General features: G+C 69.3%; 16 protein-coding genes. 14 read left to right on the forward strand and 2 right to left on the reverse strand.

The window, feature by feature from the left end; genetic code table 11:
- Positions 1-122 precede the first annotated feature (122 nt).
- The 5 genes from ASG30_RS01030 (at position 123) to ASG30_RS21985 (ending at position 4120) form a co-directional block, all read left to right on the forward strand.
- Positions 123-572 carry a TRAP transporter small permease gene (locus tag ASG30_RS01030; protein WP_055891907.1) on the forward strand — a complete coding sequence of 150 codons (450 nt, stop codon included), beginning with the start codon at positions 123-125 and terminating at the stop codon, positions 570-572.
- Positions 569-1861 (forward strand): TRAP transporter large permease, encoded by a 1293-nt coding sequence (locus tag ASG30_RS01035; RefSeq protein ID WP_055891273.1) that lies wholly within the window; start codon positions 569-571, stop codon positions 1859-1861. The genes ASG30_RS01030 and ASG30_RS01035 overlap by 4 nt, the downstream gene beginning before the upstream one ends.
- Before the next feature lie 110 nt (positions 1862-1971).
- Positions 1972-3423: an RNB domain-containing ribonuclease gene (locus ASG30_RS01040; RefSeq protein ID WP_055891276.1), complete on the forward strand. Its 1452-nt coding sequence runs from the start codon at positions 1972-1974 to the stop codon at positions 3421-3423.
- 87 nt (positions 3424-3510) lie between these two features.
- Complete coding sequence (locus tag ASG30_RS01045; RefSeq protein WP_055891279.1) at positions 3511-3822, forward strand: type II toxin-antitoxin system RelE/ParE family toxin; 312 nt, start codon at positions 3511-3513, stop codon at positions 3820-3822.
- Positions 3806-4120 carry a helix-turn-helix domain-containing protein gene (locus ASG30_RS21985; RefSeq protein ID WP_082521804.1) on the forward strand — a complete coding sequence of 105 codons (315 nt, stop codon included), beginning with the start codon at positions 3806-3808 and terminating at the stop codon, positions 4118-4120. Before ASG30_RS01045 ends, ASG30_RS21985 begins: the two co-directional genes overlap by 17 nt.
- 80 nt (positions 4121-4200) lie before the next feature.
- On the opposite strand, the gene ASG30_RS01050 is transcribed toward ASG30_RS21985, so the two are convergent.
- Positions 4201-5502 (reverse strand): flavin-dependent oxidoreductase, encoded by a 1302-nt coding sequence (locus tag ASG30_RS01050; protein ID WP_055891281.1) that lies wholly within the window; start codon positions 5500-5502, stop codon positions 4201-4203.
- A 161-nt stretch (positions 5503-5663) separates the two neighbouring features.
- Between ASG30_RS01050 and ASG30_RS01055 the strand changes: the two genes are divergently transcribed.
- The 6 genes from ASG30_RS01055 (at position 5664) to ASG30_RS01080 (ending at position 11102) form a co-directional block, all read left to right on the forward strand.
- Entirely contained in the window at positions 5664-6488 is an 825-nt protein-coding gene (locus tag ASG30_RS01055) for an enoyl-CoA hydratase/isomerase family protein (protein WP_055891284.1), read from the forward strand.
- A gap of 33 nt (positions 6489-6521) precedes the next feature.
- A complete protein-coding gene (locus tag ASG30_RS01060) occupies positions 6522-7733 on the forward strand; it encodes a CaiB/BaiF CoA transferase family protein (RefSeq protein WP_055891287.1) in 1212 nt (403 codons plus the stop codon).
- Between the two features lie 50 nt (positions 7734-7783).
- Complete coding sequence (locus tag ASG30_RS01065) at positions 7784-8722, forward strand: LysR substrate-binding domain-containing protein (RefSeq protein WP_055891290.1); 939 nt, start codon at positions 7784-7786, stop codon at positions 8720-8722.
- A gap of 110 nt (positions 8723-8832) precedes the next feature.
- Positions 8833-9807, forward strand: coding sequence for a tripartite tricarboxylate transporter substrate-binding protein (locus ASG30_RS01070; protein ID WP_055891292.1), 975 nt, complete (start codon positions 8833-8835; stop codon positions 9805-9807).
- Positions 9808-9822: 15 nt separating this feature from the next.
- A complete protein-coding gene (locus ASG30_RS01075) occupies positions 9823-10302 on the forward strand; it encodes a VOC family protein (RefSeq protein ID WP_055891295.1) in 480 nt (159 codons plus the stop codon).
- A gap of 5 nt (positions 10303-10307) precedes the next feature.
- Complete coding sequence (locus ASG30_RS01080; protein ID WP_055891301.1) at positions 10308-11102, forward strand: class I SAM-dependent methyltransferase; 795 nt, start codon at positions 10308-10310, stop codon at positions 11100-11102.
- A gap of 21 nt (positions 11103-11123) precedes the next feature.
- On the opposite strand, the gene ASG30_RS01085 is transcribed toward ASG30_RS01080, so the two are convergent.
- Positions 11124-12068 carry a transglutaminase-like domain-containing protein gene (locus tag ASG30_RS01085; protein WP_200947215.1) on the reverse strand — a complete coding sequence of 315 codons (945 nt, stop codon included), beginning with the start codon at positions 12066-12068 and terminating at the stop codon, positions 11124-11126.
- A gap of 157 nt (positions 12069-12225) precedes the next feature.
- On the opposite strand from ASG30_RS01085, the gene ASG30_RS01090 reads away from it, so the two are divergent.
- The 3 genes from ASG30_RS01090 to ASG30_RS01100 all read left to right on the forward strand — a co-directional run bounded on the left by ASG30_RS01090 (position 12226) and on the right by ASG30_RS01100 (position 13909).
- The gene (locus ASG30_RS01090; RefSeq protein WP_156385370.1) at positions 12226-12504 is read left to right on the forward strand and encodes a hypothetical protein; all 279 of its coding nucleotides are present in this window, start codon (positions 12226-12228) and stop codon (positions 12502-12504) included.
- 41 nt (positions 12505-12545) lie between these two features.
- On the forward strand, positions 12546-13562 hold the full coding sequence (locus tag ASG30_RS01095; protein WP_055891310.1) for an MBL fold metallo-hydrolase: 1017 nt from the start codon (positions 12546-12548) through the stop codon (positions 13560-13562).
- 95 nt (positions 13563-13657) lie between these two features.
- On the forward strand, positions 13658-13909 hold the full coding sequence (locus ASG30_RS01100; RefSeq protein WP_055891312.1) for a hypothetical protein: 252 nt from the start codon (positions 13658-13660) through the stop codon (positions 13907-13909).
- The last annotated feature ends 32 nt before the right edge of the window (positions 13910-13941 follow it).

A 13941-nucleotide genomic window follows, 5' to 3' on the forward strand; every position in this document is an offset into this window, starting at 1 on the left:
TGGCCGGAACAATGCCTCTGGAAGCGGCCCAGGCCGCGCAGGCGGCGGGCACCGAGGGCGTCGAGCCTTCGGCGCCCGGCGGCTGGTACACGCGCACCTGCCGGCGCCTGGCCCGCGGCTGCATGTGGCTGGGCATCGCCGGGCTGGCCGCGCTGCTGTGCGCCGTCAGCTGGCAGGTGTTCGGCCGCTACGTGCTCAACGCCACGCCGACCTGGGCCGAGAGCCTGGCGCTGCTGCTGGTGCTGTACGTGACCATGCTGGGCGTGGCGGTCGGCGTGCGCGACGCCGGCCACATCGGCCTGGAGTCCTTCCTCGTGCTCGCACCCGACGCGCTGCGCCTGAAGATGGAGATGCTGATCCACCTGCTGGTGCTGCTGTTCGGCGCGGCGATGGCCTGGAACTGCGCCTTCCTCGTGCATTCGGTGTGGAGCTACCGGTTGCCCACCCTGGGCATCTCGGAAGGCTGGAAATACGTGCCGGCCACCCTGGCCGGCGTGCTGATCGTGCTGTTCTCGATCGAGCACCTCATCGCCCTGGCGAAGGGCCGCGAAGTGGAGCCCTCCTGGTCATGACCATCCCGCTGTTGATCCTGTCCGGCAGTTTCCTGGGCCTGCTGGTGCTGGGCGTGCCGGTGGCTTTCGCCATCGGGCTGTCGGCCCTGGGCACGCTGCTCTACGAGGGGCTGCCGCTGGCGGTGGGCTTCCAGCAGATGACGTCGGGCATGAACGCGTTCTCGTTCCTGGCCATCCCCTTCTTCATCTTCGCCGGCGAGCTGATGCTGTACGGCGGCATCGCCGGCCGCATCGTCGACCTGGCCAAGAGCCTGGTGGGGCACGTGCGCGGCGGCCTGGGCATGTCCAACGTGGTGGCCTGCACGCTGTTCGGCGGCGTGTCGGGCTCGCCGGTCGCCGACGTCTCGGCCATGGGGGCGGTGATGATCCCCATGATGAAGAAGGAGGGCTACCACGCGGACTATGCGGTCAACGTGACGACCCATGCCTCGCTGGTCGGCGCGCTGATGCCCACCAGCCACAACATGATCATCTACACGCTCGCGGCGGGCGGGAAAGTGTCGATCGCGGCGCTGATCCTCGCCGGCATCGTGCCCGCCGCGGTGCTCACCGCGTGCATGCTGCTGGCGGCCTACTGGGTGGCCGTGGCGCGCGGTTACCCGGCGGGCTCGTTCCCGGGCTGGGCGGCGGTGGGCCGCTCGCTGGTGGCCGCGCTGCCGGGACTGTTCGTCGTGGTGCTGATCCTGGCGGGCATCCTCTCGGGCGTGTTCACGGCCACCGAGTCGGCGGCGGTCGCCGTGCTCTACGCGCTGCTGCTGACGGCGGTGGTCTACCGCTCGCTCCGCCGCGAGCAGTTCGTCAAGGCCGCGGCCAAGGCCGTCAAGACCACCGGCGTGATCCTGCTGCTGATCGGCATCTCGGCCACCTTCGGCTACCTGATCTCGCTCTACGGCGTGGCGCAGCTCACGGGCCAGCTGGTGTCGTCCATCACCACCGAGCCCTGGCTGGTGTTCCTCCTGGTCAACATCATCCTTTTCCTGCTGGGCACCTTCCTCGACATGGCGGCCACCATCCTGCTGTGCACGCCCATCTTTTTGCCGATCTGCATGCAGTACGGCATGAGCGAGGTGCAGTTCGGGATGGTCCTGCTGATCAACTGCGCGCTGGGCCTGAACACGCCACCCGTGGGCACCACGCAGTTCGTCGGCTGCGCCATCGGCGGGGTGTCGGTCGGGGAGGTCATGCGCACGATCTGGCCGTTCTACGGCGCGCTCATCGCGGCGCTGCTGGTGGTCACCTACGTGCCGGCGTTTTCGTTGTGGTTGCCCTCGGTGGTGCTGGGGCGGTGAGCCGGCACCGGCCGCAGCATTCGCGCTGGAGTCCGGCCCCACCCACGCGGCAATCCGTGCAAGGATCGGGCTGACGCGTGCAAGCAAGCGCGCTGCGGCCCCATCCTCCGATGCCCTCCCTGCCCCTTCATCCATTCGCCGTCGAAGCCATGCGGGCGCATGGCCTGCTTCCCGAGTTCAGCCCGCAGGCGCTGCAGGAAGCCGCCGCTGCGCACGCGCCCCCGCAGGCGCAGCGCGGGGAGATCCGCGACCTGCGCCACCTGTGCTGGTTCTCCATCGACAACGACGACACCCGCGACCTCGACCAGCTGAGCATGGTCGAGCCCGTCGAAGCAGGCGCGGTGCACCTGCGGGTCGCCGTGGCGGACGTGGACGCCCTGGTGCCGCCGGACGGGGCGGTGGACGCCCATGCCGGCACCAACACCACTTCGGTCTACACGGCGGCGGGCGTGTTCCCCATGCTGCCGGAGGTGCTGTCCACCGACCGCAGCTCCTTGCACGAGGACCAGGAGCGGCTGGCGGTGGTGGTCGACATGCTGGTGCAGCCCGATGGCAGCGTGACCGCTTCCGAGCTGTACCGGGCCAGCGTCCTCAACCGCGCCAAGCTCAGCTACGACCAGGTGTCGCGCTGGCTGGAGGGTGATGCGAATTTGCTGCCGCAGCTCGCATCCGTTCCCGGCCTGGAGGAGCAACTGCGCGTTCACGATGCCGTGGCCACGCAGTTGCGGCAGTGGCGCCAGCGCCGCGGCGCGCTGAACGTGACCACCGTGTCAGCACGGCCCGTGTTCGAGGACGACCGGCTGGTCGACCTGCGGCCCGACGAGAGGAACCGGGCCAAGGACCTGATCGCCGACCTCATGATCGCGGCCAACGCCGCGACGGCCCGATTCCTCGCCGAGCGGGGCTTTCCCTCGCTGCGCCGCTTCCTGCAATCGCCCCGGCGCTGGGACCGCATCGAGGCCCTGGCGGCCAGCCATGGCGTGACGCTGCCGACCGACCCGGACCCGGTGGCGCTCGACCGCTTCCTCGGCGAGCGGCGGCGGGCCGACCCGGCCGGCTTTGCCGACCTCTCGCTGCGCATCGTGAAGATGCTCGGCCCCGGCTCCTATGTCGCGGCCGCCCCGGGGGACAGGGAACTCGGCCATTTCGGCCTGGCCGTGAGCGACTACGCGCATTCGACGGCACCGAACCGGCGCTTCCCCGACCTGGTGACCCAGCGCCTGCTGAAGGCCGCGCTCGCCGAGGAGCAGCCTCCCTACGAGCTCGACGCGCTGGAGCAGATCGCCCGCCATTGCACGCTGCAGGAGGACAACGCCGGCAAGGTCGAGCGGCAGGTGCTGAAGGCCGCCGCCGCCTGGCTGCTGCGGGACCGCATCGGCGAGGCCTTCGAGGCCATCGTCACCGGCGCGTCGCCCAAGGGAACCTACGTCCGCATCGCGCGCCCGCTGGTGGAAGGGCGCCTGGTCCGGGGGCACGAGGGCGCGGATGTCGGCGACGCGCTGCAGGTGCGGCTGGTGGCCCTCGATGCCGCGCAGGGCTTCATCGACTTCGAGCGGGCTTGAGGGCAGCGCGGCGTTGCTGTTCGAACCCAAGGCGCTTGCGCGGAAGCAGGGCTGGACAGCTATGCGCCCGAGGCGTATAGTGGGCGCGTGCTCACGGTCGTCGAGACTCTCCTTTTCCAGAAGCAATGGCCGCTTTACTGGACCGAGGAGGAGCGGGGCGAGTTTGCCGCTTACATTGCGGACCGTCCTGACGCCGGAGATGTGGTGCCTGGCTCTGGTGGCATTCGCAAGGTGCGTTGGAGTCGGGCGGGTTCTGGTAAGTCCGGTGGTGTGAGAGTGATCTATTACGTCCGAACCGCGCAGGAGGATCTCGTCCTCCTCACGCTGTATGCCAAGGCGAAGACGGACAACATCACTGGCGCGAAGTTGAAGGAGATCCGTCGTGCCCTCGAAGACTAAGCCCCTTACGGAAGCGAAACTGCGCGCGTATGAATCGAAGCGCGATTTGGCCGCCGAACTGCTCGAGTCGGTGCAGCAAATGAAAGCTGGAAAGACGCAGGTCGTGTCCTCACCGGCGGTCGAGGCTCGTGAGCGCACCGGACTGTCGCAATCTCAATTTGCCGTGCTTCTTGGAGTCTCCGTCCGCACACTGCAAGGCTGGGAGCAAGGGCGCAAGCAGCCGAGTGGTGCCGCCAGAACGCTCCTTACGATTGCGCGGACCAATCCGAAGGCACTGCTGGCTGTGGTCGATAAGTAGCCGGGGATCCCTTTTTTCCCCGATGGCTGCTATCCGCCGCAAGCCGACGCCGCGGGCAAGCCACTGCCCGGTACCGGCCCTCAGCCGCGAACGCGCGCCCCCGCGGGGATCGTCGGCGGCGCCGCGTTCAGCGTCTCGATGGCGAAGCCGGCGGCTGCCTTGTAGCGCGCCATGTAGGCCTCGCGCTCGGCGGCGGGGATGACCTTGTCAATGTCGTCGAACACGCCGCCGCTGCGCTCGTCCACCAGGCCCAGCAGGCCGAAGGGGCCCGCGCCGCGGTTGCGCAGCACCAGGGCCGAGATGTCGGCGCACAGCTTGTCGTCGTAGCTGCGCAGGGCGGCCGGCTGGATGCCCTGGTCCACCAGGGCCGCGCCCAGCACGCGCGCGTCGACGATGGCCTGGCTGGCGCCGTTGGAGCCGACCGGGTACATCACGTGGGCGGCGTCGCCCAGCAGCGCCACGCGGCCGTCCACCCACGTGGGCACCGGGTCGCGGTCGATCATCGGGTACTCGAACACTTCCGTCGCGCCGCGAAGCATGGCCGGGATGTCGATCCAGCCGAAGTCCCAGCCTTCGAAGTGGTGGATGAAGTCGGCCACGTCGACCCGCCGGTTCCAGTCGCCCTGGGTCCAGCCCTGGCTGTTGTCCACGGTGATCTCGGCGATCCAGTTGATGGTGGCCAGGCCGCTCGCGGGATCGGGCTTGGAGATGGGATAGAGCACGACGCGGTGCTTGAGGCTGCCCAGGCCCACGAACGACGCACCGGTGCGGATCGGCACGCCGGATGTCGTGCCGCGCCACATGATCGCGCCGCCCCAGTGGATCGGCGGCTGGTTCGGGTGCATCTGCGCGCGCAGGGCCGAGTGCAGGCCGTCGGCGCCCACCAGGAGCGAGCCGCGGGCCTCGAGCCGGCGGCCGTCCCGCGTTTCGATCGAGGCCACCACGCCGTCGACTTCGTTTCGGTAGCCGGTGACGCGGTGCCCCAGGCGCAGCGTGTCCGGCCCCAGCCGGTCCAGCACGGTCTGGTACAGCAGCATCTGCAACCGGCCGCGGTGCACCGAGTACTGGGGCCAGTGGTAGCCGGCGACCAGGCCGCGGGGTTCGGCATAGATCTCCTTGCCGTTGCGGCCGACCAGGGCCCATTCGCGGGCCTGGATGCCGATGGTGTCGAGCACGCTGTCGGTGAGGCCCAGGTCGTACAGCTCGCGCACGGCGTTCGGCTGCAGGTTGATGCCGACGCCCAGCGGCTGCAGCTGCGGCACCGCCTCGAACACCAGGCAGGGGACGCCGATCTGGTGGAGCGTCAGGGCCAGGCTCAGCCCGCCGATGCCGCCGCCGGCGATCAGGACGGGAGCTTCCAGGGATTCGTGTGCATCGGCCATGGCGGCATTCTCCGCGCGGGCAAGCCGACCGTGGCCGCTACATTTCTGGGGCTGAGCTGGGGGGCAAACCGCCTGCAGGTCTGCCGGGCCATTGGTTCCGCCGATAGCGGCATCGGCAATCCGTAGTGCCTCGTGCGGCGTGCCGTCGATACCATCCCGGCATGAGTGCAGAGAGCGCAAGCAATGCAGCCGCGGTGGCGGGGACGACAGGGAAGATTGCCGTCGAGCGCGACGGCGCGATCGCCACGCTCACCATCTCCAATCCCGGCAAGCGCAACTGCCTCACGGTGGCGATGTGGCAGTCGCTCCAGGACGCCTTTCGCGGGCTGTCCGGCGATGACGAGCTGCGCTGCGTCGTGATCCGGGGAGGCTCCGGCGAGGGATTCGCGGCGGGCGCGGACATCGCGGAGTTCGACACCGTGCGGATGACGCGGGCCCAGGTGGAGAGCTTCCACGAGCAGGTCGTGTTCGGCGCGCTGTCCGCCATCGCCGAATGCCCGGTGCCGGTCGTGGCCCTCATCGAAGGCGCGTGCGTCGGCGGCGGGCTGGAGATCGCCTCGGTGTGCGACCTGCGCATCGCGGGGCGCAGCGCCCAGTTCGGCGTGCCGGTCAACATGCTCGGGTTCCCGCTCGCGCCTGCCGAGATGCAGTGGCTGTACCGGCTGGTGGGCCCCGCGGTGACGGCGGAACTGGTCTTCGAAGGGGCCATCCTCGGCGCCGACGAGGCCTTCACGAAAGGCCTGCTCACGCGGGTGGTCGACGACACCGCGGTGGCGGACGCGGCCTTCGCGTGCGCGCGGCGCATCGCCAGTGGCGCGCCGCTGGCGGCGCGGGCCAACAAGCGCCAGCTTCGGCATCTCATGACGGGCGCATCGTTCACCCGCGAGGAGCGGCACGCGAGCTACGCCTTCGCCGACACCGAGGACTACAGGATCGGGGTGCAGGCTTTCCGGGACAAGAAGAAGCCCGTGTTCAAGGGCCGCTGACGCGGCATCCCGTCCCTCCTCCCGACTGTGCCCATGACCCAACCTCTCCCCCTGGCCGGCATCAAGGTGCTGGACCTGTCCCGTGCGCTGTCCGGGCCCTTCTGCGCGATGATCCTGGGCGACCTCGGCGCCGAGGTCATCAAGGTCGAGCCCCTGCCCGGCGGCGACATGGTCCGCGAGTGGGGCCCCTTCGCCGGCGACACCAGCGTCTACTACCTCAGCGGCAACCGCAACAAGAAGAGCGTGGCCCTCAGCTTCCGCAATGCCGAAGGCATGCGGATCCTGCGCGAGATGGCCGGCAAGGTGGATGTCGTCGTGGAGAACTTCCGCCCCGGCGTCATGGACCAGATGGGGATGTCCCTTGCCGACCTGCATGCGGGCAATCCCGGCCTGATCGTGGCGAGCATCACGGGGTTCGGCAGCGTCGGGCCCAAGAGCAGCTGGCCCGGCTTCGACCAGGTGGCGCAGGGCTTCGCGGGCTTCATGAGCTTCACCGGGAATGCCGAGTCCGGCCCGCAGCGGGTCGGCGTCGCGATCGGGGACCTCACCTCGGGGATGTGGACCGCCATGGGCGTGCTGGCCGCCGTGATCCAGCGCCATGCGAGCGGCCGCGGCCAGCAGGTGGAGACGTCGCTGCTGGCCAGCCTCATGGGGCTGCTGAGCGTGCAGGGGCAGCGCTACCTGTCCCTCGGCGAGGTGGCGCGCCCCTCCGGCAACGTGCATCCGGTGATCGCCCCTTATGGCGTGTTCGAGGCCAAGGACGGCCCGCTGACCGTGGGCGCGGCCACCCAGGACCAGTGGGTCAAGCTCGCCCGGCTCGTCGGCCTGGAGCACCTGGCCTCCGATCCGCGGTTCCTCTCCAACGCCGACCGCGTGCAGCACCGCACCGAGCTCAAGGCGCTGCTCGAGGAGCGGCTGGGGCAGCGGGACCGCGCGTCCTGGACCACGGAGATGGTGGGCATCGGCATCCCGGCGGGACCGATCAACGACATCGCCGACGCCTTCGCGGAGCCCCAGGTCGAGGCCCTCGGCCTGGTCGAGACGTTCGCCCATCCCACGCTCGGCACCATGCGGCAGGTGGGCAATCCCGTGCGCATGGACGGCCTGCGGGACGGCAGCGTCCGCCTGCCACCGCCGCTGCTGGGGCAGCACACGCAGGAGGTGCTGGCGGACTTCGGCTACTCGCCTGGCCAGATCCGGCAGTGGCTGGAGGCCGGCGTGGTGATGCAGCAGGACGGGCATTGACCCCGCGCTAGCTCTTCGCGCCTCGCCCGGGATTGCAGAATCGGGCGCACATGGAACTCAGACAGCTCCGGTATTTCGTCGCCGTCGTGGAATGCGGCTCCCTTTCGCGCGCCTCGTCGCTGGTCCACATCGTGCAGCCGGCGCTGAGCCAGCAGATGGGCCAGCTCGAACAGGAGCTCGGGGTGCAGCTGCTCCACCGCAGCGTGCGCGGCGTCAAGCCGACCCTGGCCGGCCAGGCCCTGTACCGGCATGCCCAGCAGGTGCTGAAGCTGGCGGACCAGACGCGCGACGCCGTGCGCCATTCCACCGAGGAGGTGGGCGGCCCCGTGAAGCTGGGGTTGCCCAGCAGTCTGGCCCTCGCGCTGGTGGGGCCGCTCATCGCCGCGCTCGAGGACCGCTTTCCCCGGATCGGCCTGGAGGTCTACGAAAGCCCGAGTTCCTACCTCGCGGCGCACCTCATCAACCAGCAGGTGGACCTCAGCATCCTGGTCGACGACATCACGCTCCCCGGCATCCATGCGGAGGCCCTGATGGAGGAGCGGCTCTACTTCGTGCAGCCGCGCACCAGTCCTGTCGTCGAGGCGGAGGAGGTCGAGCTTCCGATGCTGGCCGGCGTGCCCCTGATGCTGACCACGCACGCCACCACGCTGCGCCACATCGTCGACCGCGCGTTCGCCGAAGCCGGCGTGACCCCGGTGGTCAAGGCGCAGGCGAGCTCCATCCAGACGCTGCTGCTGATGGTCGCGCAGGGCGGCGCCGGCACGATCGTGCCCCGGTCCGCGCTGGCCTGGCATTCCGCGGCCGACCTGCTGCAGGTGAACCTCATCACCCCGCTGCTGGTGCGCCGCGCGACCCTGGCTTATTCGCGGCTCGGCTACCTGTCGCCGGCCGCGAGCTGTGTCCGGGAGGTGCTGCGCGAAGTGGTGGAGGCGGTGGTCGCATCCGACACCTGGTCCATCGCGTCAACCCCGGCCGTGCGGCGGCCATAGCGGCCAGCAATACCCCTAGCGGCAATTCATAGTGGTGCGTGCCGGGGCGCCTCCCTATAGTGGGACGCCATGGGGTCATGCGACCCCGCACAAGGAATCGGAGACAAACCATGAAGTCGAACTTGCTTCTTGCCGCATCGCTGGCGGCGTGCGCCGCCGTGTCCGCCACGCCGGCGTGGGCGCAGCAGGACTACCCCGCGCGCCAGCCCGTGCGCCTGGTCGTCACCTTCGCGCCGGGCGGAGGCGCCGACGCGGCCGCGCGGGCGATCAGCGACAAGCTGGGAGAGAAGCTGGGGCAGACCGTGATCGTGGACAACCGGCCCGGCGCCGGTGGGACCATCGCGACGAGCCATGTCGCGAAGGCTGCGCCGGATGGCTACACGGTCCTGTTCACCGTGTCTTCGCACAGCATCAACCAGGCGCTGATGCCGTCGCTGCCGTTCGACACCGAAAAGGACCTGCGCGGCGTGACGCTGGTGGGGCTGCTGCCCCAGGCGCTGGCCGTCCATCCGTCGGTGCCGGCCAACAACGTGTCGGAGTGGCTGGCGCTGGGACAGAAGGACCCGAGGTTCAAGCAGTACGCCACCGGCGGCGTGGGCTCGCCCGGCCACTTCGCGGGCGCCGTGCTGCAGACCATGGCCAGGCAGCCGCTGGTGCACGTCGGCTACAAGGGCGCCGGCCCCGCGATGACGGACGTGATCGGCAACCAGGTGCCCGCGGTGCTCGGCACGCTCGGCGGGATGATGCCCCACATCCGCAGCGGCAAGCTCAAGGCCATCGCGGTGACCTCGCGCCAGCGTTCTGCGCTGCTGCCCAATGTCCAGACCTTCGGGGAGACGGTGAAGGGCTACGAGTCCGACACCTGGATCGGCACCTTCGTGCCCGCCGGCACGCCGCCGGCCGTGATCGCCAAGCTGCATGCGGCCACGGCCGCGGCGCTGGCCGACCCGGACGTCAAGACGCGGCTGGACACCCAGGGCGTCAGCATCGTCGCAGGTCCCCCGGCGGACCTGGACCGGCTGGTCTCGCACGAGATCAAGCTCTTCACGCAGGTCGTGAAGGAGCAGGGCATCAAGGCGGAGTGAAACGGGAGAGCGAAAGTGACCAGCAAGAACACGATCTGCCTCTGGTACGACGGTACCGCCCTGGACGCCGCGAAGTTCTACGCGGCGACTTTTCCGGACAGCGCCGTGGGGGCCGTCCACCGCGCGCCCGGCGACTATCCCTCCGGCAAGGAAGGCGACGTGCTGACGGTGGAGTTCACCGTCATGGGCATCCCGTGCCTGGGCCTGAACGGCGGCTCCGCGTTCAAGCACAACGAGGCCTTCTCCTTCCAGGTGGCGACCGAGGACCAGGCCGAAACCGATCGCCTGTGGAACGCGATCGTGCGCAACGGCGGCCAGGAAAGCGCCTGCGGCTGGTGCAAGGACAAGTGGGGCCTGTCCTGGCAGATCACGCCGCGGGTCCTCTCGGAGGCGATCGCCGATCCCGATCGCGCGGCGGCAAAGCGCGCCTTCGAAGCGATGATGCAGATGGGGAAGATCGACGTCGCGGCCATCGAGGCCGCGCGACGGGGCTGAGGCCCATGCCCCAGCAACCTTCCGACTCCTGGCAGCTCGGCAATCCCTACGAACGCTACGTCGGCCGCTGGAGCCGGCATGTTGCCCCTGCGTTCCTGTCATGGCTGGGCGTGCCGCCGGCCAGGCGGTGGGTGGACGTGGGGTGCGGGACGGGCGCGTTGTGCGCGGCCATCGTCGACCGATGCGCGCCGGCGGCGCTGACCGGTGTCGAGCCCTCCGAGGGGTTCCTTGAAGTGGCGCGGCGCACGCTTCCCGCGCAGGTCGACCTGCGCCAGGGAAACGCGGCTTCGCTTCCGCTGCCGGAAGGCTCGGCCGACGTGGTCGTCTCGGGGCTGGTCCTGAACTTCGTGCCGGACCTGCCGGCGGCCTTGCGAGAAGCGCGCAGGGTGTGCGTGCCCGGCGGGACGTTCGCGGCCTACGTCTGGGACTACGCGGAGAAGATGCAGCTCATGCGGCACTTCTGGGATGCGGCCGTCGCGCTCGATCCCGCCGCCGCAGCGCTGGACGAAGGCCGGCGGTTCCCCTTGTGTCGCCCCGAGGCCTTGCTTTCGGCCGTGCAGACAGCCGGGTTCAGCGGCGCGGAGACGACGGGCATCGAGGTCGACACGCCCTTCGGCAGCTTCGAGGACATCTGGGAACCTTTCCTGGGAGGACAGGGCCCGGCGCCGGCCTACGCGATGTCGCTCGACGAGCAGGCGCGCAACAAGCTGAGGGAAAGTCTGCGTGAGCGCCTGCCGATCGAGGCCGGCGGGACCATCGCGCTGGTGGCCCGCGCCTGGGCCGTTCGCGCCACCGTGTGACGCGTGCTTGACGCCCGGCGCCTAGTTGGGCAGCTGCCGGGCGCTGGTGCCGGTGAAAGCCGTCGCGCCGTCGAACTGCGCGCAACCGGAACTTGACACCGGTGATGCGGCGACGGTCGAAAGCGCCTCGCGGCAATGGCGGGGGAGCGTGAAGCCGGCCGCGGTCGAAGCCGTCGCCCGCACGAGCGGCGCCTTCGACTGGACGGCGCCGAAGATCGTGGCATAGGCGACGTCGGCCGCGTCGCGGCCGGTCCCGATCCGCACGAAGCCCATCGGGATGCCGGTCCCCGACGGATCGAACAGGTACCACCGGTCCCCGAGGTACGCCTCGACGTAGGCGTGGAAGTCCGGCGGGCCGAGCGATTCGGGAGCGCCATAGTCGGTGCCCGTGGCCATGCGCGCCGGGATGTTGAGCGCGCGGCACAGGGCGATCATGAGGTGCGTGAAATCCCGGCACACGCCGACCTGGTCCAGCACGGTGTCCAGCGCGGAGGTCGTCGAGGTGCTGGTGTTGGACGCGAAGGTCACCCGCCGTTGCACCCAGTGCTGGATGGCGAGCACGCGGCTGTAGCCCGGCCAGAGGCCACCGAACTCGCTGAAGGCCAGCTTCAGCAGCCGGTCCGACTCGCAGTAGCGGCTGGGGTAGACGTACGGCATCACCTCCAGCGGCAGGCACCTCACGGGGACCTCTTCCAATGTGTCGGGTTCGGCCAGGTGGTGGTCGATGGTGACTGTTGCCGAGTAGCTCACGACCAACGGACCGGCGTTCGCATGCAACCGCATGAATCGCGACCCGGTGGAGGGTTCGACGGCGATCTGCGGCACCACCGGCTGGCTGATGTGCAGGTTTTCGTCATCGACGCTCTGGTGCGCCGTGACGGCGGGGTGGATGTTGAACACGAAGTCGGCACCGTCTGCATGCTGCACGTCGTATTCGAGGTTTATCTCCAGGGCGATCTGAACCATGATCTGTCGCATTCTGGGGCCATTGCCGGTCCGCTTTCCGACGGGTTGCGCAAGGTGTTCACGTTTGCTAACCCTTGTTTGCTGCGGCGCAGCATAATGAGCAATGGGCATCGCTAGGACTGATGAGGTTGAACCTCCGACGAGGCGGTACTTCAGCGTGGTCGACGCTTCGGGCAATGAGTTGCCGGCTGTCGAATACTGGGCCGGCAGTCCGGAAGAGGATCAGCCGTCGTTCCAGGTCGTCCCGCTGCGCAGGTTCGTCAAGCTGCTCGGCATCGGGGAGTCGCTCAGGGAGATCCGCACGGGCGTCTTCGAGGGCCTGAGCTCCGGGCGCAGGTTCGTTCGCTCCGAACACGCGGACTCGCTGACGCGCGGCGCCGACAAGGGGCTCACGCCACGACCGGGCCACGACGCCGCACGCGCCCACTGGTCCTGATCCGGGAGAGCACGGATCCGATCAGGAAAAGGAGAGGAACCATGTTCCGCAGCACCTTGATCTGCACCGCCGCGATGCTCGCCGCCTGCGGCACACCCCCTGCGCCTACTCCACCCACTGCGCCACCCGCGCCACCTTCGCAGGCCGCGGTGGACGCGCATGTCGAGAGGGCCCGGGCGCTGGCCGGCACCGACCTGCAGTTCCTGATGCCCGTGTGCCAGCCGCAACCGGCCCAGCGCGCCGCGCCGGGCGATCCGGCGATCGAACAGATGCTGCAGCGGCAGATCGCGCGCCCTGCGCCGGAACCGGCCCAGGTGTTCGACAACCTCTACTACGTGGGCTCGGCGTGGGTCAGTGCCTGGGTGGTGAAGACCAGCCAGGGGCTGATCCTGATCGACGCCTTGAACAATGCCCTGGAGGCCAGCGGCCTCATCGAAGGCGGGATGCGCAAGCTCGGGCTGGACCCGGCGCAGATCAAGTACCTGGTGGTCACGCACGGTCACGGCGACCACTACGGCGGCGCTTCCATGCTGGCGCAGAAGTACGGCATGCGCGTGGTGGCCAGCGCGCTCGACTGGCAGATGATGGAAACCCAGCTGGAGTTCGATTCGCCGCAGTGGGGACGCCCGCCCAAGCGAGACATCGCGGTCCAGGACGGCGAGAAGCTCACGCTGGGCGACACCACCATCACGTTCTACGTCACGCCGGGCCACACGCTCGGAACGCTGTCCCCCGTGATCGAGACCAGGGCGGGAGGCCGCACGCACAAGGCGCTGATGTGGGGCGGCACGTCGTTCAATTTCGGCAAGGACTTCGGCCGACTGGACTCGTACATCGCCCAGACCGAGCGCATGCGGGGCGTGGCCAGGCGCGAGCCGATCGACGTCTTCCTGAGCAACCACCCGGGCTGGGACGGGACGGTCGAGAACCTCGCCGCGCTCCGGCAGAACCCGGGCGCCCGCAATCCCTACGTGCGCGGCACCGAGGGCGTGGACAGGGCGCTGCGCACGCTCGGGGAGTGCGCCCGCGCGCAGCGCGTGCGCTTCATGCTGGCGTGAGGTCGCGCCTGGCGCGAAGGCACCGCGGCTGAGCCACAGCGAGCCGGGGCCTTGCCGTATCCTGCCTTTCGAATTCTTCCGAAAGGGAAAACGCCATGCAGGAAAAGTCTGCCGATCCGCATCCGCTCAGCGACCTCGCGTACGACTGGATCACGCTCATGCAGAACAAGGCGCAAGCGCTGATCGCCTACGACCAGTACATCAAGGACGCGGAAGCGGCGAACTCACCGGAGTGCGCGGCGTTCTTCCGCAAGGTGCACGACGCCGACAAGGCTCAGCTCGCCGAAGCCAAGCAGCACCTGGTCGCGGTGCTCCAGGGCAAGATGGGCTCGCCGCCGAAGAAGTGAAGCGCGCCCGCGCTCACGAGATCCATCTTCGT

Source organism: Ramlibacter sp. Leaf400 (assembly GCF_001424545.1).
GTDB lineage: Bacteria > Pseudomonadota > Gammaproteobacteria > Burkholderiales > Burkholderiaceae_C > Ramlibacter.